The organism is Virgibacillus alimentarius, from assembly GCF_000709085.1.
GTDB classification, from domain to species: domain Bacteria; phylum Bacillota; class Bacilli; order Bacillales; family Amphibacillaceae; genus Virgibacillus_B; species Virgibacillus_B alimentarius.
In genome coordinates this window covers 1-21,248 of sequence record NZ_JFBD01000029.1, presented here as the reverse complement: position 1 = coordinate 21,248, position 21,248 = coordinate 1, and the positions used below count along the sequence as shown (strand labels likewise).

Sequence of the window (21,248 nt, the reverse complement as noted above, 5' to 3'; positions counted from 1 at the left end):
ATTGATCATCCTAAAGTGGTTCGTGTCGTAGCACTTTCCGGTGGTTACTCCACGGACGAAGCGAATGCAAAGCTAAAAGAAAATAATGGCCTCATCGCTAGCTTCTCTAGAGCTTTAAGCCAAGATTTAAATGTTAACCAAACAGATGAAGAATTTAATACTGCGCTTCAAAAAGCAGTTAAATCCATTTATGAGGCTTCAATTTAAGGTGCGTAGTTATAAAAGGTCTTCCATGTACGGAGACAATTGAATATCTATTTGCATTGCGAAAAAGAGCGAACGGTTTTATTGCCCGTTTGCTCTTTCTCATTGTAAATGATCTTTAACAGTTCCCAGCTTCGTTCTACCTTCTATCAATCGTTTTGAATCATGAAGTACACAGGTACTCTACGACTGTCTAAAGTTCCTCCATCATTACGATTTTTTTGACCAGGAAAAACTGCCGCCGAAAACATCGCGCACATCATGGATAACGACAAAAGCTTTATCGTCAACAGAATTGATAATACGCTTGAGTTTCAAGAGCTGATATTTGCTAATGATGATATAGGACATATCAGCTTCTTCTTTTAAATATCCCCCGTAGCCTTTAAACACCGTGGCACTTGTATTCATTTGTTGCATAACGACATCCGTGATTTCAGGAGCACGAGCAGAGATTACACTGACTGCTTTTCGAGAGTCAAGTCCTTCCATAACGACATCTGTTGACTTTTTGCCAATGAATAATAGAATAATCGTATACATCGTATTTAATGGACCGATGATAAATAGACCGGATAACACAACACAAGCATCAAGCGTAAAATTCGTCCGTGTCAAATCCCAATCCAGGTTGTGATGGAGCATTCGGGCAATCACACTCGTTCCACCCATGGAACTGCCCGTACGAAAAATCAAACCTGTGCCGACACCACTAAAAAAACCGGCAAATATAGCGGAGACGAGCGGGTCGCCAAGTGGTTCCACACTGCTTTCGGTTATATAAATGAAAAAAGAAATGAGTGGTGCGGTGAGCACTGTCAGAAGTATGTTGCGTTTAGGCAAAACGCGATAACCAATCAATAGAACAATGGATGCTAAAGTAAAGTTCACAATGCCAGGTGACCAGCCGAAAGCATAGTGCAGGATGACAGATGCCCCCGCCAGACCACCATCAGCCAGGTTGTTTGGGATAACTAAGAAGGTTAGCGCTAATGCATATAACAGTGACCCAATGGTAATAAATGTAATGTCCTTTAATAATTTCCCCATCTCTCGCAACCCCTCTCCTTTATAATTTTCATCGTTAGCCGGCTTATTCATTCTTTGTGAAGAAAATAAAACATGATCATTTTATCTTTCCGGTTGATGTTAGTTGAGCTAACTTAGGATGATTTTACAGTGCAATGTTATGATACGCAAGTTTTTTAGAGCGGGATATGTACTAACTTTATCTAGGACTATTTATAATGCGGTTCAACGCATCTTTTTAACTGGCGTCTTTGACAGTGAAAACGTTCACCGCTCGCAAGGACGAAAAAAAGACTCCTCACAAAAGTGAGAAGTCCTTTTAATAGAATAGCAGAACTTGAATGCTGTAATAGTAATATAGGTTTATTCTTATGATATGCCTTACTCTGCTGTTTGTAAGTTTTCTCTCAGACCAAGCGCTCGTGCTGTTGTAGTATGAATTTCTTGAATAAGTGCTGGATTGTCTACTAATGACTTACCATAAGATGGAATTATTTCTTTTATTTTCGGCTCCCATGCTTCCATATATTGTGGGAAGCATCTGTTGAGCAAATCAAGCATAACGTGAACAGCAGTAGATGCACCTGGAGAAGCGCCGAGCAATGCAGCTACTGAACCTTCAGCCCCTGTAATAAGCTCTGTACCAAATTGAAGTGTACCTTTTCCTGCTTCCGTATCTTTAATAACTTGTACACGTTGTCCCGCAACGACGGTACCCCAATCTTCACTTTTAGCGTTTGGAATGAATTCCCGCAACTCTTCAATCCGTTGCTCTTTTGATAACATAAGCTGCTGGACCAAGTATTTGGTTAATGGAATATTTTTTGCTCCTGACGCTAACATGGTGAAAACATTATTTGGTTTCACAGACCCTAATAAGTCCATATTGGAACCTGCTTTTAGAAATTTTGGTGAAAATCCGGCAAAAGGTCCAAAAAGTAATGTTTTTTTGCCATCAATATATCGTGTGTCAAGATGCGGAACAGACATTGGCGGCGCACCAACTTTAGCCTTGCCGTATACTTTTGCATGGTGCTGCTCTGCTACTTCTGGATTATTACATACCAGGAATAGTCCGCTTACAGGGAATCCCCCAATATGCTTACTTTCTGGAATTTCTGTTTTTTGCAGTAATGGCAGGGCTCCTCCACCAGCACCGACAAAGACGAATTTTGCAGTATGATATTCAAGGGTACCGCGTTCAAAATTCCGTACTTTCACTTCCCAAGAGCCGTCCTCCGTCCGTTTGATATCGTCCACCGTATGATTGTATCTGATACTAACATCTTGATTCTTTAAGTGATCTAACAATTTACGCGTCAATGCTCCAAAGTTAACATCCGTTCCAGCATCCATTTTTGTTGCTGCCATTGATCCATTTGACGTGCGGCCTTCCATAATAAGCGGAATCCATTCCTTCAGTTTTTCCGGATCTTCCGAAAATTCCATGCCTTGGAACAGGGGATTTTTGGACAGTACTTCAAAGCGTTTTTTCAAAAACGCTACATTATCTTCCCCGTGTACCAAACTCATATGAGGCAACGGCCTGATAAAATCCTGCGGGTTACTCATCTGTCGACTGTTTACAAGATATGACCAGAATTGCTTTGACAGCTGAAATTGTTCGTTAATTTTTAGGGCTTTGCTAATGTCGATCGACCCATCCGGTTTTTCGGGTGTGTAGTTAAGCTCACACAATGCAGAATGTCCTGTTCCTGCATTATTCCACTCATTAGAGCTTTCCTCCCCTGCTTTGTCAAGCTTTTCAAATACCGTAATCTTCCAATCTGGTGCCAATTCCTTTAGCAAAGATCCCAAAGTCGCGCTCATGATCCCAGCGCCAATTAAGATAACGTCTGATGTCGTATGTCTGTTACTCATAATTACCTTCCTTACGATAAGATTTGCAGAAAGGATGCAACTGTTCTTGCTCATTCCTTAACAAGTCAGAACACAAGCCAGTTACACATCTTTTCTTTATTATTTAGAACCTACTTTATAATATATCATTTTCTAATAAAACGTTCATTTCCTATTATACACCCAAAGCTGTCCGAAAAACAGGGGGGACAGGTGTTCAGTGTTGGGAAATAAATTATAATAAAAGAGGTATGGGGCTTTCTGTTTTGATAAGGGGCTTATTCTTTATATGCTCATTAATTGTATTTACTCCCTTTTGGTACAATTCCGCTATAGCCTTTTGTGTCATCCAAACAGTTTCGTTTTCTAATCTAACATCTATTTTTTGTTCGCGTCCTTTGATAGATTAGGATGTCTGTTTGGTTTTGCATCGCATCTATCGCTCCTTATATATTATTTATCTATGATTATACCACTTTATTTTCACAAAAATGAAAGAGACAGGTATGTTCACCGTGGTAATTTACAAGGCAAAAAACTAACATTAGAGTTCTAGTTTTCCGGTACACTCTTATTTCTGAATACACCCACTTGGTATGTCCGAGAACTGTCTTAAATAATTAATAATAAGAGCGGTGGAATTCACATCCATTTCGCATCATTTTCCAAAACATCTCTGAATCGATATTTTGCTATTTCGTGGATTAACTTAAATGGTAAGGGCTGATCCAATGGTAACTGTAGTGCACTTTTAGTTATTGAGTAGGGTTTTAATTCTTTTTTAAATGCATTGATTGCAGCAGGAGTAGGATAAAAATTTATATGATTCTTAAAGGCTCCGACGGTGAACAAAACTCTACGATAAGTAAATGCTGGAACCCCCCATTTAAGCCTTTTTTCTGCCTCTGGAACTACTTCATGAAGACATGATAGTAGAGCATTCAATACTTGCTTTGTCTCCAAAGGGAACCGAGATACATATTCATCAATATTTTGTGGTTTTTGTTTAGTCATGTTTTTACTTCCTTTCAGTAGAATATTTGAGATTCGCTTATCGAAGTACGGGGATGATCATCCACTTTCATCAAGGTCCGGATTAAGCGACTATGACTCCTTTTCAGATAAGTAATTGTGACACCCTGTTTGCATACTTTGTCATATTTCCATGAAGTTAAAACCATATTTTCTTTTTCTGCTTTTACTTCATCTACTATTAGTTCAGCAGCCGTTTAATTTCAAAAAATGAAGGAGACATGTATTATAAAAAATAGAAAAAGGTCTTTTTAGTTTAAAATCTCTTTCCCAAATTACTTCAATTTTTTCTATTAAAACATATTTAACCATTCTTTTTAATCAACAGTTCCACCCTCTGCTTTACCACTATTTGTGATACGGTTCCCCGCATTTTATTAGATGGTAAAACATTAGAAGGAATATACCAGAAGTCTATCTCCTTGATATCCTTCCGGTTTTCTTCTACTTTCACTTGCTTTACTAGAGTCCTAATTAATAATTTTTGCTCTTCATTAGTTACTGTATTAAATAAACTATTGAAGTTTTTAAGGACGTAAATTATTTGGTCTTTACTGACCAAATCCATGTTTCTATTAACCTGCTTTTCAGAATCCCTTAATGTTTCTTCAACAGCTTTATAGTCGCTTTCTAATTGCAGTACCAAACGGTTATATATACTACTGTCTATTTTGTTATCGAAATAGTCTTGGTCCAATTTTGAACGTTTGTCTATTAGTTGTCGCAACTGCTTATTATATTTTGTAATATCATCATTCAACTCTTTATTTGCTTCAATACTATTGCTATTAATCTCTTTAATTAACTCGTCCAATAACGTATTATTATTTACTAGTAAGGCTATGTTGTTTAAGACCTTTTCTTCAATCTCTTCTTTTCGAACTAAATTAGAATTGCAAACGGATTTCCCTTTGACATGAAATGCTTGGCACATATAATAGTAGTAATACCCTCCACTTCTTTTTTTAGATTTGCTCATTACCATGCCTGTACCACATTTAGGACACTTTAGCAGTCCAGACAAAAAGAAATTCCCATTAAAGTTTCTATTTGTCGTGTACTTTTTATTCTGTGCTTTATTTACTTCTTGTACTTTATACCAGAGTTCTTCACTAATAATCGGTTCATGGACACCATCAACTATTAAAGGATCAGTCTTTCCGTTTCTTCTTTTTGTATTCCATTCTTGATATCTACTCCATACCATTTTACCTGTGTATATATAATTATTAACGATAAACTTAATTGAAGAAATAGAAAAGTCTTTTTCTTTCTTGGTTTTATAGCCGCTACTATTTAACCTTTTAACTATTGACTTATATCCCATACCATCAGCACGTAATTTAAAGATTTTTTTAACAATCTTACTTTCATCTTTATTTATAACTAAATGTTTATTAACTGAATCATAGCCTAAAATTGCCCCTCCATTCCATAAGCCTTTTTCAGCTCTTTTTTTCATACCGGCATTTACCCTGTCGATTATAGTAAGACGTTCATATCTTGCAAATGTACTTAATAAGGATATAAACATATGCCCCATTGGGGAAGATGAATCTATATCAATTGATGTTACAATTAACCTTTTATCTTTGGGTGTTAAATCAAGGTCAATTAAATTTAATACATCCGTATTATTTCTTGATAAACGATCCACCTTCCATACTAATATAAGGTCTACTTTATCATTCGCTAAGTCACTAAAAAGTCTTTGAATTTCAGGTCTATTAAAATCCTTACCTGAATAACCTTCATCATTATAGACATCGTAAACTTCATAGTCTTTATTTTTTGCATATTCCCTTATCACGCTTTCTTGTGCTTCTATAGAATATCCTTTTTTTTGCTCTTCAGTAGATACCCGAATATATATAGCCGCTTTTTTACTCATAATTTATCTCTCCTTTTATTTTTTTCTGAAATTTGATGTGCATACTTTTTAATCAAGTCTGCTAGAATTTTAACTGCTTCCGCTTTTTCTTTTTGTTTAGCATGTTCTAAATTGTAGTTTGCCTTTTTATTGTATTCCATTCCAATCCCCCCTGATGACCTTCGTATTCCAACCTAACTCTGTTTTTCACAATCATACTATGGTTCTATGTTGATTACAGATCTGTTCATTTTGAAGTTCCGATTAATATTCTGTGGAATATGCGTAACAGATAACTTATAATGCAACTATCTTTAGCCTACAACATTTATTAAGTGTACTTTTGAGAAAAATTATCCAAAATACAAAAAATTTTATATTAAGCTTGTGTTTTGCCGATTTATTAGAAAATGTATTCAATCAGTTTTTAAAAGGCCAAACTAAACCTCATATTCTTATCAATAAAGTAGAGATAAAAACCAATAAAAAAACAACCTATCCCAGAGGATAAGCTGTGTATTGGATATCAGTATTTTGCAATAAGTTGTTGGTAAATGTAGCTTATGTATTTCATCTGCTTCTAAAAGCATACGCAGCTCTTTAATAGTGAAGCCCACCTTTATCGTCTAAACACATAAGTACCTCAAATCTTGCATGATTTGAAATGACAGGAGTCGGACCATCAAGCTTTTTTTAAGGACTATTAAATCAATACTTACGAGACTAAGATGTTTTTGTGACTACGTCACATACAATCTATAATCACTAAAATGGATTAACGTTTTGAGAAATACAAGCAATCATTTCATCTGTACTAAGTCCGCCACCATCTATTTATATCAACATTAATAAATAATGAAAAAGGATGGATTTACATTAGGATGGAATGAAGCGTATATCATTTGCATCATTTTGGTAGTTGATAGTTAGATACATTCCTATTTACTCAAACATATTTATTACAATTGTTTAATATCTTGCTATGTACGCTTTCTCGTTTATTTTTCTTTCCATTATAGCTATTTTTCCTCTTCTGATTACTTAATTTAATTTCCTCAAAACTATGCCATGGAGGTTATATTAATTATTTTGAATTAAAATCCTATTAAATGGATTAATATCTACCTTTTTCAGTATTATTACTTAACTTCACTACTGATTTCACTCATACTTCACTCTATATATTGTGATTCTTCACTCAATGTTCACTCATTGTTCATTGGATATTTCATCTAACTTCACTACCATATTCACTTCATTTTAAATAATATATCTTAACAAATAAGAAATGGTTAATCATATTTTATTTTTTGCTAAATATACTTTCCACTCTGAACTATATTTCTAATATAACATTCTCTTATTCTTTAGAAATTTGTACTTGGTTATTTCCCTACCTTTTGCTATTTCAGTTTACTTCATAGGTTTTCTTGGAAGATCTTATTTATTGTTTTACAGCATATCTAACGTAACAGATAATTTCTATCAGTTTTTAATTATAGAAAATCAACTTCCGTTTAAATTAACAAGACAGTAACCTATTAGATTACTGTCTTTTGAATAATATACTAACTATCCATTTATTTGTTGAAATTCATCATTTAATTTCTAATTCAAAATCCCTTATTTCATTTACTAACTACTGTTCAAGTACCTTCGGAACAATTTCAAATGCCTCATCTTGTTCAACCTGGAATACATTAAGTAACTTATCCAACTCAATATCATCTCCATTTATTGTAATTGTTGGATTCTCATCTATATCCATATTTTCATCTCCTGTTTGTCTAAACACTCGGTATAGATTTTCTGTTTCCTTAACTTCTGGATAATCTCCTTCATATAAATCTGAAAAAGGCACGTCTACTCTTGCTAAAATATACGTATTTTCTACTAAATAAGGATTTTTTTTGATTTTATCTTCGTTTGCTAAATATCCATATTCTTCGTCAAAGAAGAAATCATCTTCTATATCGTCACCCAGATGCTTCCCATTTACCTCAATAGATTTGTACTTATCTATAAATTTATCCATATCTTTCTGTTTTACATCTTCTTTTATTAGAATTGGTAAAATTATAGATAATGCTGGCTCTCCTTCTATTTCATTAGTTGAAGCAAACACCGCTGGATAACCAATGTTAATTCCGTCATAATCCCTAAATCCTTTTGTATCCTTCGTAAATTGACTTAGTTCTGATGCAACTCCTTCAAAGTAATCTGAATATAATTTGTTTATCTCTCTATTTGCATCTCTCTCAAAGTTACCATGTTCACCACTTTGAATTGGATTTACAACATCTCTTACAGACATCATATTAAGATTATTATCATACGAATATAAATCAGTTAAAATTTGCCTTTTCTCTGGATCCTCTACGCCTTCATCCATCATTTTCCCACTTTCATATGCTAATGAATTTACTCTTCCAAATTCGTCGCCTAACACCTCGGAAATATCATCTTCAGTGACTTCTTCATTTTCTTCATCTTCTAATTCATTTCTTATCCTATTTACTTCATCTGCTATTTCATCCCTCGTTAAAATTTCATCTGTTTCATAACCAAATTGTTCTACAACTGTTTCTTTTACTTCTTCCTTTTGGGTTTCGTTTCCCTTGCTTGATTCGTCTTGTGCAATATTTTTATTGTTTAGAAATAACACTGACCCAGTCACTATTCCTCCCAAAACAAATGCTGCTATTACTAATAATATAATTGCCTTTTTACTCATTTCTATCTCCTTCTATATAACATTGTTTTCTATATTCTCTACTCTTTTATTGCTTGCTGAATTTTAAATATAAACTTATTTAAAAAGACGAAGTTTGTACTTTGTATCATAGACTCAGGTGAAGCATTATTCTTACCTTCACTTGCTATATTTTTATTAGACTGAATTGATGTTTGATATGTATTTGATATAATATTCTTATTTGACAACTGACTTAAAATGCCGCTCAGTAAATGTATAATTAATCCTATTGATAAATTAGCTAGAAAGAAAACAAAAATAATAAGATTGGTTACCTTATCAAATGAATCTTCACCTAAAAAGGCTTCCATTCCGTAATTAAAGTCATTAAATGTACTCAGTAAAATAATTGCTCCAATTATTCCAATTAAATAAAAGGCAAACGCTACCGTTCTTGCTACTTAAACTAACAATATAACCAGCTCCTTTTCACATGAATTTAAACATCCCTTATTTTCTTTATAATTCAAGTTTATGTGCTATCATCTCATAAATACCATTCAAATATCTAGCGACAACTCATGGAACGTTTCAATTTTTGCTACAATTATGTAATTTTTCCAATCAAAATCTAGATTCAACGTTATATCAAACAAATATTCTTTCGTCTTGTAAACATCTTCAACATAATAGATATTATACAAATCATCAAAAGTTACTTCGATTTTTTCTTCTATTGTCCCCATATCTTTTAAGTCCTGCAACGTTCTAAATAGATAATTATGTTCCATGGTATAAACATCATAATCTCCTTCACACCCTACATAACAAAAAGTATTTTGCTCCATGATGTAATCTTTTATCGATAAAGAATTCAACTCAAGTGTAGTCATATCTTCAAAATCAATATTTAAATCATTACGTTGTTTTACACTAATATAGATCATCTGTTAACATCCTCCTTTTTGTCATGTTAGCATGGATTATTTTTACTTTCCGTTCTCTATTATAATTAATTTCAAATACTACAAAAAAAGAACCTAGTTTGATATTATCAAACTGGGTTCTTTAAAAATTCTACTCTCTACACTATTCATACTTAACTTATTTTTTCAATTTTATCTTCTACAGCTTTTTTAGCTAAATCATCTACCATTTCATTATAAAAATTACCTGAATGTGCTTTTACTTTTATGAATTCAATATCAATTTCCTTTTGATACTCTTTTATATCATTAGTGTAATCAGTTGTGATTTCCGTTGTTGGTGTCCATGAGCCATCAGCAAAATTTTCAATTCCTGTATAATCATAATAAAGGTAAATCTTTTTATAATTATTATCTATAGCCCATTTTACTCCTTCTAAGGCAGCTGAAACCTCTGCTGCTATATTCCATGTATCTTCGAGTCCATTTGCTCTAACTGCACTTTCTATCGTATGGAAAATTCGAGAGTTCTTAACCATAATACAACCATAACCCAACACTCTATAGTCTTGATCATAACTTCCATCAACATAAATTTCTATAGTATTACTATCCATCACATTTTTATCTACCAGATTTTCACTCACTTTTTTTTCGTTTAAATAAGCTTTAGCTTCTTCCTCACTCCCAAACGACTTGTGCTTTGCGCCTTTAAATCCATCAACTTGTTTCTTACACTCTGACCAGCTTCTAAAAATTCCTGTCTTTCTACCTTTTCGTACTGCATAATATTTATTTTTTGCCATCTCTATTCCTCCATTTTATTTTTTTCTTGTATTGCACTTGCATACGTGCTTCATCCAAGAACTTAATTACAGTATAGGTTATTTATCTAGTCTACTTTGGAAAATTATTATCCAAATGAAAAATTTTTTTATTTTTATCCTCTATTTATATTTATTACTTCTTTCATCGCTTCCTATCCTCTTATTCATCTACTCTCTCTATTTTTCTTTGTGTCTTTCTTTATCGTTTTCTATTCTCTTTTCTCTATCTCTATCCTTATCTATTCTAATTTTATGTTACCCTTTTGAATATTTGGTTTTGTTATTCGTTGTTTAATATGTTTATTTGAATTGTAATTTATGAATTAAATAACCACTCAGAAGTATAGGCTAAGCAACGGCTTAGAGTTTCTCCCAGTATTTATTTTGAACATAGGTATCTTGTCAAAATACCGAAAGAAACTCTAACAAAAAATTCTCAGAAGAATGAGTATAAGTATCCGTGTTAGCTTCACAAGTTTGGTCATCAATGACCCACAGGCATTCAAACTCAGCACGTCCTTGCCTTAAGTTTATAATGTTATAAACTACATCCTGTGCTCCCACAACCGTGCCCTCCATTAGGCCGAACAAGTTTAATTTACGACTTTTTCTACCGCGCTAGTGGTATTTTTCATCGCCAGTAAAACCGTCCACAAAAAACTTTCTCTATCGGACTGAATGTAAGTGAAGGTCATCCAACCGATACGCTGTACTTTTTGAATTGGCTACAGCTTTACCATCCATCTTTTCTTTAAAGAGAGATAAGTTCATTGCTCCCTGTTTAATATATTTAGTTGTACATAGCGTTCGTTCCATTTTCTATAACGTCTACTCTTTATAACTAATATCCAACCCCATCCTTTTTCCAACCATAAAATTATTTCCTACCTTTTTATTCTTTAATGCAGCATATGAGTGGAATATCTTTTCAAACTCATCTTTGTTATAATCAATGTTAAAATATAAATTTATTAAAAAAGTAGACACTTAAAAATGATAATGAGGAATGCATTTTGGCTAAACAATACACAAAAGACTTTAAAATCGAAGCGGTATCAAAAATTATGAAAGATAATTTGAAGATTAAAGACGTAGCGGCAGAATTTAATATACCAATCCCAACCTTATATAAATGGGTTGCTTCTTATAAACAAAACGGAAAGTTCATTGGAAGTGGGCATACAAAAGACAATAAAAAGAAGGTTCTTGAACAGATTAAGCTAGAAAATGAAATCTTAAAAAAAGCACTTTTCTTATCTCATAAAAAAGAAGATATCTTTGAATTTATTTACGAAAACAAAGATATCTTTCCAGTACAAACTATGTGTAACTTATTAGACGTATCGTCCAGTGGTTATTATAAATTTGCTAAAAGGATAACAAGCAAGCAGCAATTAAAATATAATCAAATTACAACTCTTGTTAAAGATATTTATATTGAAAAAGGACCCAACATTGGTAGTCCGAAAATTACAGAGATTATAAATAAAAAGGAAACAATCACATCCCAAGCGACCGTTGCTAGAATACTACAAGAAAACAAATCTGATTGGCATGCAAGTTATTCCAAATTTCATGATAATAAAGATGTTGTGCTAGAATTTCATAACAAAGATACACTCTTTGATGCTGATAACAATAGATACTACCATGAAAATCTTGCTCAATCTGAAATCATGTTGTTATTAGATGCAACTACGTTTACTAATTTGAAACAATATACAGGTAATACAATCAAAAATGTAGATAACTATTCTAGCAAAGACAACCTTTTAATACATGGCGATAACTTATTTGCGCTGCATAAATTAAAAGCTAAATTTAATAAAAAAGTAAAGCTAATCTATATCGATCCTCCTTATAATACAGAAAGATATGACTTAAGCTATGAAGATTGTTATTCACGTTCTAATTACTTGCTTTTTCTTAAGAATCGGCTGGATGTTGCAAGAGAATTATTACGCACAGATGGTTCGATTTTTATTCATTGCGATGATAATGAACAAGCCTATATCAAAGTGTTGTGTGATGAAATATTTGGGGAAGAAAACTTTGTAAATCAAATCATATGGAAACGAAAATCCAGTCAACAAAACAGATCACAGATCGCAACAACAAAGGATTATATTTTAGTCTATGCTAAAAATAAGAAGCATCTAAAATTAAATAAAGTTGCACTTACATCTCAACAATTAGACACTTATAAATATCAAGACTCTAAAGGAAAATTCCGTGTAGATAAATTAATGAATAAGAAAAATGGTTATTATTCATATAATATCACTACACCTTCTGGTAAAATCATCACGAATAAATGGGATTATCCTTATATAACTTTCAAACATTTATTAGAAAAAGAACTTGTGTACTGGTCTAAAAATGAAATTCCATATAAAAAGGTATATTTACAGGATAATTCCAGTAGTATTATGAATGATTTATGGATTTCAAACGAAGATTACGGATCGATTAATGAAGCAAATGCTGAATTAAAACATGTAATAGGTCATAATGATTTTACCTATCCCAAACCTGAAAAACTTTTAAAACAAATTATTGAATTAGCAACCAACGAAAACGATCTTATTTTAGACTTCTTTGCAGGATCTGGAACAACAGCTTCCACTGCTTATAGGTTAAACAGGAATTTTATATTAGTCGAAAAAGAAATAGATACCTTTAATTTAATTATTGAACGACTTAAAAAGGTAATTACTTCGATAGTCAATTCTTTAAAAACAGACGATTCCTTTATTACATGTCACATAAGAAAAAAGTAGGAAACCATTTATAGCATTGACGGTTTCCTACGATATCATTATAATAATTTTTCTTTAAAATCTTCTCTAAATATATCCTTTAACTTAGGTGTTTCAGAATAAAATTTAATTCCTAGCAGACGAACATCTTCATTTTCCGTCAACACCTCAACATCATCTCTTGCAGTCAGAGATGTAATGAAGTCTTCTTTCCACTGATCTTCCAGACGCAGATGATCTCCTTTCGGTTCTAGAAACACTTGATACGTACATTCATCATCTTGTAGATAAAGTAGAAAGTCTGGCATAAAACCTCTAGTTCCATCTATTTCTACTACTTTTACTTTTCTTTCATTACGAATGAGATATACATCTTGATACTTTTCTTTAAGTTCATCAATGTAGTCATTAATAAAGTCTATAAAAGAGTTCTCCCAATTGTTTATAATTGCTTTATCATAAATAAACCAATCATAATCTCGCATATTTCGAGTCTTTTTATACTCATTCATATTGGTAACTCGTTCATTCACTTTATTGAGTTCTACATGGTAGTTATTAATTAGCTTCGAGAAGGAAACCCCTTCAAATACTGGTGTTCCCTTTTCTTTCATATAATTATTACGAATACTTCTTTCCATTGACTCAAAAAACCTTTCCACCATTTTTAATTTTTCCATTGGGGAAATGTCGTTCATAGTAAGTTCTGATGGTAAAGATATATGAAGCTTTAAGTCTCCCAAAAACTCTGGTTCTTCTATAAATGTTTTCATACTTGTAATAGAAGGCATATATTCCTTTAAATTACTAAAGTGGAAGAATGGTTTGCGTTGAATTGCCTTTTGAATAAAGATTCTATCTACTTCCCACGTTACCTCGTGCGTTCTTGTAAGTATGCTATCCTTTACTTCTTTATCGTACCGATGTTCAATGGCTGTTTCTAAGGGAACTTCATAAGAAGTATATACATTATATTTTTCTAGCGAATCATAGTCATCAACAGATGTTGGTATAAGTTTATTTATATAAATCTTACCCGTTTTAAAGATCGGATGCTTTTTAAAAGACGGTTTTACTTTTGCTTCAATTCGTTCATATTCATCTTCTTGCACTTGAATTTTCGCTGCTTTTAATGATTTCTCCAAATTCTTAATATAAGCATTGTCGTTAATCGTATGATAGTGCAATGCCTCAATTATTTTTAAATCAGCGTTTTTCACGTTATAGTCGAAGCGTCTTGTGTAAGAATGTTCTCCTTCAAATTCAAAAGGATAATATCTTGCTCCACGACCAATTAATTGCGCTTCACTATCAGTCGTGTTTTTTGTTTTAGTCGCTCCTTCACTTATTCGCACAATATCAAATAAGTTTAAAACATCCCAACCTTCATTCAGTTTGGCTACTGCAAATATTGCACGTATGGGGTTATTCGGTTCTTCTAAGCTATTAAGAAGCATTGCATTATCTTCAGATAAAAAGTCTCTTGCATTTGCATTTAAAATACTACCCTCTGCAAAGTCCCACTGCAGATCACGAATAACTTTACTTAACTCTTGACCTTTAAAATAAGTGAACATCTTGCTCCAAATACTCGATGCTTTTTGATAAGTAGCATATCCTTTATTAATAATTTGTTCTAATTGTCTTACCGATAATTGACTCACTAAATTATTTAGTATCTCATGCGCTTGCAGAGATATAGCGATTGTATTTGATTTAAATAAAATTACCGGTTTTAAATTAATTCCATAATCTCTTGCAACATACTTTCTATATTGGCTCAATAAAATGCCATGCAACATCTTAGTTTCATCATCTTCATTAGCTCTTAAAAGCATCACATTCTTTGAGTACCCTTCATCCATAAAAACGCTTAAATCATATTGAAATACAATACTATCTTTAATCTTATGGTATAAAATATCATTTGTTAAATCGAATGTTGCACTAAAACCTAACAACCTGTTGCCAGGCCTCAAATTTAGTAATGTATCAATTGTTCTTTCCCATGTTCTTGCAGCTTGTTCTGCGACTGTTAGTTTCTTCTTGCTCCGCTTCGTATCTGCAAAATAATGATGTGCTTCATCCCCCAGCAGGACAATGTCTAAATCTTTTAGTGCTTCATATGTTATTGTATTCTCTCTTGGATCTGTTAAGTCCCCATGCAGTTTTTGAATACTTGTCATTTTTAAGTAAATCGTATGTTGATCTGGTACAGTAGGAAGCACATCGACTAACTGTATATTAATTCGATTTCCATCAATGACGATGCCATCTGTATTAAATAGATACTTTTGTGAGTTTGTATTCGTTAAGTTATCATATGTCTTTTTAATAATCGCATCACTATTTACAAAAAATATGAAGTTTTGCTTCTTTTGCGCTTTGAATAAATAGAGTATAGATGCAGCTAACACTTGCGTTTTTCCAGATCCTGTAGCCATGTGAAATAGTGAATGATTATAATCAAAATCGGCATTTTCCAACTCTTGTGTAAAAATAAATTGGGAAAGTGCTTGTTTTTGATATGGTCTCAATTCATGTTTTAAGTTGTCTGACACATAATCTGGAATTTCTGGCGGTGTCGTCCATAATTCTGTAAATTGTTTTGCAATTCGTTCGTGTAGTATCTCATTAGTCATTTTTCTCACCTTCTTTTTGATAGAAGGAGTGGTTAAACTGTTTTACTTCTTCAGAAATACCATGTTGTGTATCTTCTATTTCTGAATAATTTAAATATAGTTGGTTCATATCTAATGCTTGTATTAAAATTTTCTTCTTTTCTTCCAAGCCTAACACCTGAAAACTTTGATCTCTTGTTTTCAATCGCTCAAATTCTACTTTAAAATTTAAATAAGCGTTATCTTTTATTTCTTCAAGAACTTCATTCAAAGTTTCATCATCGCTAGCTTCTTGGATTCTGGAAATATATTGTTCATTTAAACTATGTAACTCTGCATATACGAAACTTCCTCCACCTTGCCAATTAATATCTTTAGAAATTCCTCCTTGTTCTCCTTCAATCACTTTCTGTAATCTTGGTACGGATACCGTTTCAATGTAATCCATTTGCTCTATACCAATGTATTGTCTTCCCATTTTATGAGCTACTGCTTGAGTTGTTCCTGATCCCATAAAGAAGTCTAATACAATATCATTTTCTTTCGTCGCAATCTCAATAATTGCTTTAATTAGACTTTCTGGTTTTGGATAACTAAATGATTCATCTTCTAATAGAGTGACTAACTCGTCATTTCCAATTTTATTTGTACTATTACTTACTAACTCCTGTAAAAACTCTTTAATTGCAAAGTCGGAAATTACTGAACTTAATTTACCAGATGATTGATCCTCATCTTTAAACTTTCGTATATATGGTTTAGTTATATTGAGAAAATCATAGTCATCCGGAAATACAATATACCCTTTATCATAATAATGATTAAACGTATCCTTGGTTACTGCCCATGTTCGCTTTTTACTTGCAGGGTATTCCTTTTTTGTTTTGGGATCTATCATAGTAAAATATGAATTAGGCCTTTCAATATAGTTTCTTTGAGTTGTAGAATCTGTCAACCGCCAAGGACGATTGGGGTAATCCTTTGATGTATAATATTGTCTGTCGACACTTCTACCAATTACTTGGTTGTTATCGGAAACATTACTATAAGCCAATAAAAAATCGAAATCCTGTGAATAATTAAATGGAACATCAGACTTACCGAATCTAGTTCTTCTTGGTGTAGTTCCCAAAAATTTATCCATCCCAAATACTGAGTCAGCTAGTACTTTTAAATAATGCATTCCATCTTCATTTATACTTATCCAGATTGTCCCTCCTTCAACCAAGAGTTCTTTTGCAATTTCTAGTCTATTTTTCATAAATGTAAGCCAAGTAGAATTGTGGAAATTGGAATTGTAGTTAAATGTATCCTCTTCTTTCTTCTCTTTAAAAAAATATGGTGGATCGATATAAATTAATTTAACCCTTCCGATATAATGCTCTTTTAGCGAATTCAATGCTACTAAATTATTTCCTTTTAAAATAAGATTATCTGTATCTATAAATTCACTTATATAATGTTTCCCATTTTCATCAAACTTTTTTATATTTGATAGAACCTTCGGTGAGAGTAATGTATCGATTTCTTCTTTCGCAAGTACATTATTATAATAAATTTCTTTTTTTGCTACATCTTCCTTTGTCATTCCACCTTCTAAAACACAATCTTTATGTGGAAAATCTAAAACTACATCGGTATTATACTTTAAATACTTTCCTTCGCTAGTAAGTCCAATTTGATTTGTGTATTTAGTATAACTATTTTCCCAGTAGTTTTTATAACGCAACACATCTATAAAATCTTCTGTTTTAAATAACGTTGTTTCACTAACTTGAACAGAATATGTATCTTTAACTAACTCATTAGACAATAACGCTTTGATAAGTAATTCATCGTAATTTCTAAGATCTTCAATGACCTTGTTGTTTAACAACATATTATTTTCCCAATACGATGGAAATTGAGAAAGAACGTTTTTGATTTGTTGTTGTAATTCAGTCTCCATTGTTTTCTTGTTATTCATACTAATTAACCCCTTTAGCTTGTCGATCTTCAAATATATTTATTAAGTACATACAAGTCGTAATTGTAGAATTAATAACTAATTCTGCTTCCCGCTTATTAATTATGATTCTACTACTTCCTTTTCCATGAGCATCACTTGAAATGTTTCTCATATCAGAAATTGCTCTAATTATATTTTCAAGTCCTTTTAGTAACTGGTTTATTCTATTATCAAACTCTTTACGTTGTTGTAAGTTTAATAGCTGTTTAATTTGATTGTATAACTTTACTATATCACCTTTGGAATCTACATCTTCTTTCAAATGTTCTGCAATATAAATTAAAACTTCTTCTATAATAGTTCTACATTTGGTTAGCACGCTATCATAATTAGCATTTAATAAATCTAATTGAACACGTTCCTCCAAACTCATAATATAATCTTGATCGACAACAGTCTTTATTTTTTTATCGATGATTAGAGAGTCATTAATAGAGTGCAGGTAAAAACCAGTATTTACTTGTCTAATTTCAACACCAGCAAAAAGCAATATACTATTTATTTTTTGCAATGAAGTTTTAACCATCTTATTGTGCTTTAATTTGACTTCCTCTGAATTCGATCCGCTAATGTGTCCTTCAAAATGATGCAAAGTAAAGAGTCTTTCCAACAATCTTGAAATGTCATTTTCATCGTATAAATAATCAATTAACTCTTCCATATAAACCCATCTACTCTGACCATTATAGACAGCTGGATAACCAAGTTCATTACTCAAACTAACTAACTCACCACCTGATAAATATGGTAAGTATATTTCTTCTTCATTAAAGGTGCTAATCGCAGAATCACCAATTAAAATATCTATTATTTTTCTATTTTTAAGAAACGCTTTCAACTTAGTTTCACCTCATCTATTGCATAACCTCTTTTGCCTTCATCGCTCTATATAAGGTTGGTTTAGAAATCCCTGTTAGTTCTTCTACTTGTTTGTATGTATGCACTTCTTTGAGTCTAATGGCATGTTCAATTTGTTTATTAGAGTATTTCTTAGGTCTTCCTTCTCTAAAGTTGGGATCTTGTCTTGCAATCATTTTTCCTTCTTGTGTTCTTTCTACAATCATATCTCGTTCAAATTCTGCAAAAGACATCATAATATTAAATACAAGTCGTCCAGTAGGTGTATTCTCAATAACCCCCATATTTAAAACATGTACTCTTACACCTAAATCAAATAGATTTTTTATTACTTCTATTCCCCCTCGAACGCTTCTAGCAAATCTATCCAATTTAGTTACAACTAGTGTATCTCCAGCTTCTAATATACTTAATAGTTTGTTGAATTCTTTCCTTTCAGTTTTAACCCCTGTGAACTTTTCTGTATATATTGTCTCACATCCTTCAATCTTTAGCATGTTTATTTGCGCTTGTAAGTCTTGTCCAATTGTTGAAACTCTTGCATATCCGTATTTCATATCATTGTTCCTTTCTACTTATGATACTAAGTAATGAACCCTTACAAACCTTAATATACCGTGCCAATAGAAACCATATCAATTCTTTTAAGTTATGATACTTTTATACAAAAAAAGACCTGTTATGAAAACAGATCCTTGTTAGTTTCTTTTATTTCCGGGATGATTGGTATTTTGATAAGTTCCACTTTTTATCCTCTTGTCCATTTTTTTAGCCTGATCCACCAAGTTCTCCAAACTACTCATTTGTTCTGCTATTTTGTCCATATCGTATTCACCACTAAAAATACTTCTTAAATCTTGATTTTGACTTTGCATATTATATTTTTCTAAATCCTGTTTATGCCTTTCTTTTAAAATTTCCTTTTCGTGATCAAATTTTTGTTGTTGTTCTTTTATTCTTGCATCATACTCAATTTTAATTTTTTCTTGCTCTTGTTCAAATTGTTCTTGCTGAGAATCTAATTGAATTTTAGCTTTTGTTTTTTCATTCATCTTAGTAAACCAAAAAGATAAGTAAGCAATTATAACACCACCTATTAATTCAGGTAAATAATTTATTAGAGACTCTTTCAACTAAATCATTCCCCCCATACAATTTCACCCTACAATTGTATCATGTAACATTTGTTTTTAATCTTTATCTTATTCCAAGCTCATTTATAAGTCTATCTAACACTTTCATATGTACTGTAAATGTTCTTTGATGTTTTACCATCACTTGTGATACGGTTCACCGTACCGATTTTTAGGGTAAAATAATAACGGAGAGGTATTTAATGACCTCTCCGATAACAATCGTATAAACTAGTGCATGGATAAGGCAACTTTACCCACTCTAATTGCGCCACATAGTGATTGTCCATGGTACGTTCCCTAAAGCTTCAAAGGGATCTTTTCTTTGCGCGATGGAGGACTAAAGATAGATACAAACAAGGTCAAAATGTGTTAATACGTGCAAAGTGGTCAGTGATATTTCACTTCAGTTTTGGTGATACACTGAATATCTCGTTAAATTGAACAGATGGCCTATACTTATTGACGGTGGCTATTTTAAAATATTAAAGTTGTTGGTTCTATAAAGGTATTATTCATCTAACCTTTTAATGCTAAACCCTTACCTGCTCTTAGAGACAGAATAAAAACTTCAACTTGGTATTAGTAAAAAACTAGGAGTCAAGGCTTGAAATTTTATTAGATTTTTTTTATGAAATCCTTCATAATAAAGTTATAAAATTGTTTAATAATAAAAATAATAGCATGGAAAATAAATGAGGAGGTGGTTTTATGTGGTGGTTGTTATTTTTAAGCGCCGTAGCAGCTATAATTGCAACTTTCACAAGGTTTGGTTTCAGCATTATCGCAGTTTTAATTGCCTTACCAATAATTTATACTGCCTTCAATACGTTATTCGTAAATGTACGAAAAATAAGGATTTTGTTTAGAAAAGCCATTAACATTCTGAACCTATCAACATTTGATATGCAATTTAGATCTGTATTTAATATTGAAAATAAGTCAAAAATACAAAATATTAACAAGGATTATCTTATTATTCAAGATATTATATATGATATCTTGTTAAAAGAAGGTTTTAGTGGTAAAAAAAATGAGCTTATCGAACCATCACTAGATAGAATTAGTGGTGTGAAGTTTTATATTCACCCTTATAAAATTTATATGTCTATAGATCAATCGGATAACTTTGGTGAACAGTCACTTACCCTAACAGCAAATGGTAGGTTAAAATACAGAAACGGTGAAGAAGTATTAAACGATTTCTTAATAAACGTTTATGAGGGTATTGAACAATTAGGACTGAACCAGAACAAATATATTCTTAAACTTTCAAAGAACACTAATATAGATGGTTTTATGATTAATCATTTCATTAAGGAACTCAAAACTTCAGAGGTGGAAAGCTTTAACATTAAAATAAATCACGCAAACATTAATATTGCTGCCAACCATAATGAAGTCACTATTGTTACTAAACAAAAAA

Annotated in this window: 15 protein-coding genes and 1 pseudogene; 3 read left to right on the top strand and 13 right to left on the bottom strand. The window is 32.1% G+C overall.

Annotated features, from left to right (window positions below):
• Window positions 1–207 (top strand): annotated as a pseudogene (locus GZ63_RS0105390) (fructose bisphosphate aldolase); the annotation flags it as partial.
• A 207-nt stretch (window positions 208–414) separates the two neighbouring features.
• Here the strand turns inward: GZ63_RS0105390 and GZ63_RS0105385 are convergent.
• The 8 genes from GZ63_RS0105385 to GZ63_RS0105345 all read right to left on the bottom strand — a co-directional run bounded on the left by GZ63_RS0105385 (window position 415) and on the right by GZ63_RS0105345 (window position 10,422).
• On the bottom strand, window positions 415–1,254 hold the full coding sequence (locus tag GZ63_RS0105385) for a YitT family protein (RefSeq protein WP_029267612.1): 840 nt from the start codon (window positions 1,252–1,254) through the stop codon (window positions 415–417).
• Between the two features lie 360 nt (window positions 1,255–1,614).
• Window positions 1,615–3,168 carry a malate:quinone oxidoreductase gene (locus GZ63_RS0105380; RefSeq protein WP_084179027.1) on the bottom strand — a complete coding sequence of 518 codons (1,554 nt, stop codon included), beginning with the start codon at window positions 3,166–3,168 and terminating at the stop codon, window positions 1,615–1,617.
• A gap of 567 nt (window positions 3,169–3,735) precedes the next feature.
• Window positions 3,736–4,107: an iron chaperone gene (locus GZ63_RS0105375; RefSeq protein WP_029267608.1), complete on the bottom strand. Its 372-nt coding sequence runs from the start codon at window positions 4,105–4,107 to the stop codon at window positions 3,736–3,738.
• Between the two features lie 322 nt (window positions 4,108–4,429).
• Window positions 4,430–6,016 (bottom strand): recombinase family protein, encoded by a 1,587-nt coding sequence (locus tag GZ63_RS0105370; protein WP_029267607.1) that lies wholly within the window; start codon window positions 6,014–6,016, stop codon window positions 4,430–4,432.
• Complete coding sequence (locus tag GZ63_RS17820) at window positions 6,013–6,156, bottom strand: hypothetical protein (protein ID WP_156947680.1); 144 nt, start codon at window positions 6,154–6,156, stop codon at window positions 6,013–6,015. The genes GZ63_RS0105370 and GZ63_RS17820 overlap by 4 nt, the downstream gene beginning before the upstream one ends.
• A 1,478-nt stretch (window positions 6,157–7,634) precedes the next feature.
• The gene (locus GZ63_RS0105360) at window positions 7,635–8,729 is read right to left on the bottom strand and encodes a hypothetical protein (RefSeq protein WP_029267605.1); all 1,095 of its coding nucleotides are present in this window, start codon (window positions 8,727–8,729) and stop codon (window positions 7,635–7,637) included.
• 521 nt (window positions 8,730–9,250) lie between these two features.
• Window positions 9,251–9,637 (bottom strand): hypothetical protein, encoded by a 387-nt coding sequence (locus tag GZ63_RS0105350; RefSeq protein WP_029267603.1) that lies wholly within the window; start codon window positions 9,635–9,637, stop codon window positions 9,251–9,253.
• A gap of 152 nt (window positions 9,638–9,789) precedes the next feature.
• Window positions 9,790–10,422: a ribonuclease H1 domain-containing protein gene (locus tag GZ63_RS0105345; protein WP_029267602.1), complete on the bottom strand. Its 633-nt coding sequence runs from the start codon at window positions 10,420–10,422 to the stop codon at window positions 9,790–9,792.
• A gap of 1,034 nt (window positions 10,423–11,456) precedes the next feature.
• Between GZ63_RS0105345 and GZ63_RS17065 the strand changes: the two genes are divergently transcribed.
• Window positions 11,457–13,223, top strand: a complete 1,767-nt coding sequence (locus tag GZ63_RS17065; protein ID WP_051681400.1) for a DNA methyltransferase — start codon at window positions 11,457–11,459, stop codon at window positions 13,221–13,223.
• Between the two features lie 38 nt (window positions 13,224–13,261).
• Here GZ63_RS17065 and GZ63_RS0105330 read toward each other — a convergent pair whose 3' ends face one another.
• From GZ63_RS0105330 to GZ63_RS0105310, 5 genes are all read right to left on the bottom strand, one after another.
• Entirely contained in the window at window positions 13,262–15,844 is a 2,583-nt protein-coding gene (locus GZ63_RS0105330) for a DEAD/DEAH box helicase family protein (RefSeq protein WP_029267598.1), read from the bottom strand.
• Complete coding sequence (locus GZ63_RS0105325; protein WP_226374308.1) at window positions 15,837–17,789, bottom strand: site-specific DNA-methyltransferase; 1,953 nt, start codon at window positions 17,787–17,789, stop codon at window positions 15,837–15,839. The genes GZ63_RS0105330 and GZ63_RS0105325 overlap by 8 nt, the downstream gene beginning before the upstream one ends.
• Before the next feature lies 1 nt (window position 17,790).
• Window positions 17,791–18,669 (bottom strand): abortive infection family protein, encoded by an 879-nt coding sequence (locus GZ63_RS17060; RefSeq protein WP_051681399.1) that lies wholly within the window; start codon window positions 18,667–18,669, stop codon window positions 17,791–17,793.
• 16 nt (window positions 18,670–18,685) lie between these two features.
• A complete protein-coding gene (locus GZ63_RS0105315; protein ID WP_029267592.1) occupies window positions 18,686–19,246 on the bottom strand; it encodes a recombinase family protein in 561 nt (186 codons plus the stop codon).
• A 141-nt stretch (window positions 19,247–19,387) separates the two neighbouring features.
• Complete coding sequence (locus GZ63_RS0105310; protein WP_029267590.1) at window positions 19,388–19,822, bottom strand: hypothetical protein; 435 nt, start codon at window positions 19,820–19,822, stop codon at window positions 19,388–19,390.
• Window positions 19,823–20,533: 711 nt separating this feature from the next.
• Here GZ63_RS0105310 and GZ63_RS16405 point away from each other — a divergent pair.
• Window positions 20,534–21,248 (top strand): hypothetical protein (locus GZ63_RS16405; protein ID WP_038220975.1); only part of this gene is annotated, 715 nt, incomplete at its 3' end.

Bases quoted from the DNA above. Each gene is read 5' to 3' on its own strand.
- GZ63_RS0105385 (WP_029267612.1), bottom strand. From the start codon at position 1,254: ATGGGGAAATTATTAAAGGACATTACATTTATTACCATTGGGTCACTG.
- GZ63_RS0105380 (WP_084179027.1), bottom strand. From the start codon at position 3,168: ATGAGCAAGAACAGTTGCATCCTTTCTGCAAATCTTATCGTAAGGAAG.
- GZ63_RS0105375 (WP_029267608.1), bottom strand. From the start codon at position 4,107: ATGACTAAACAAAAACCACAAAATATTGATGAATATGTATCTCGGTTC.
- GZ63_RS0105370 (WP_029267607.1), bottom strand. From the start codon at position 6,016: ATGAGTAAAAAAGCGGCTATATATATTCGGGTATCTACTGAAGAGCAA.
- GZ63_RS17820 (WP_156947680.1), bottom strand. From the start codon at position 6,156: ATGGAATACAATAAAAAGGCAAACTACAATTTAGAACATGCTAAACAA.
- GZ63_RS0105360 (WP_029267605.1), bottom strand. From the start codon at position 8,729: ATGAGTAAAAAGGCAATTATATTATTAGTAATAGCAGCATTTGTTTTG.
- GZ63_RS0105350 (WP_029267603.1), bottom strand. From the start codon at position 9,637: ATGATCTATATTAGTGTAAAACAACGTAATGATTTAAATATTGATTTT.
- GZ63_RS0105345 (WP_029267602.1), bottom strand. From the start codon at position 10,422: ATGGCAAAAAATAAATATTATGCAGTACGAAAAGGTAGAAAGACAGGA.
- GZ63_RS0105330 (WP_029267598.1), bottom strand. From the start codon at position 15,844: ATGACTAATGAGATACTACACGAACGAATTGCAAAACAATTTACAGAA.
- GZ63_RS0105325 (WP_226374308.1), bottom strand. From the start codon at position 17,789: ATGAATAACAAGAAAACAATGGAGACTGAATTACAACAACAAATCAAA.
- GZ63_RS0105315 (WP_029267592.1), bottom strand. From the start codon at position 19,246: ATGAAATACGGATATGCAAGAGTTTCAACAATTGGACAAGACTTACAA.